1 protein-coding gene is annotated in these 567 nt (G+C 61.7%); it reads right to left on the minus strand.

Translation table 11 applies throughout. The features are described from left to right. Positions 1–521 (minus strand): IS630 family transposase (locus tag ABQE89_RS26265; RefSeq protein ID WP_448422167.1); only part of this gene is annotated, 521 nt, incomplete at its 3' end. Between the last annotated feature and the right edge of the window lie 46 nt (positions 522–567).

Here is a 567-nt window from a genome sequence, read left to right on the forward strand (position 1 = left end):
AGCACCATGGCCCGCTCCGGGGGATTCAGATAAAGACCGACGATGTCGCGGACCTTGTCCACGAACAACGGATCCTTGGACAATTTCCACGAATCCTGTTTGTGCGGAGCGAGTCCGAAAGCCCGCCATACCCGAGACACCATCGACTGACTCAGCCCGAGATGATCAGCCATCGACCGGGTGGACCAGTGTGTGGCATCCGGGGGTGTGGTCTCTAGTGTTGCGGTGATCAACGCCTCGATCTGGTCGTCACCAACCACACGGGGACGACCTGGACGCGGCTCGTCGAGCAGCCCGTCACAGCGATACTCCGCAAACCGGTTACGCCACTTGCGGACCGTGCTCCGGTCGATCTCGAGCCGATCGGCCACCTCAACGTTGGTGCCACCATCGCTGGCCGCCAACACGATCCGAGCCCGCAACGCCAAACCCGCCGCGCTGGTCCGCCGACGTGTCCACCCCTCCAGTTCCCTCCGCTCGGCATCGGTCAGAACAATCTGCGCAGCATGCGGTGACGGCATCACCAACTCTAACAAGAGCGAGCGAATTAACGACTCAGGACACTAG

The sequence above is a fragment of the Mycolicibacterium sp. XJ1819 genome (assembly GCF_053483675.1).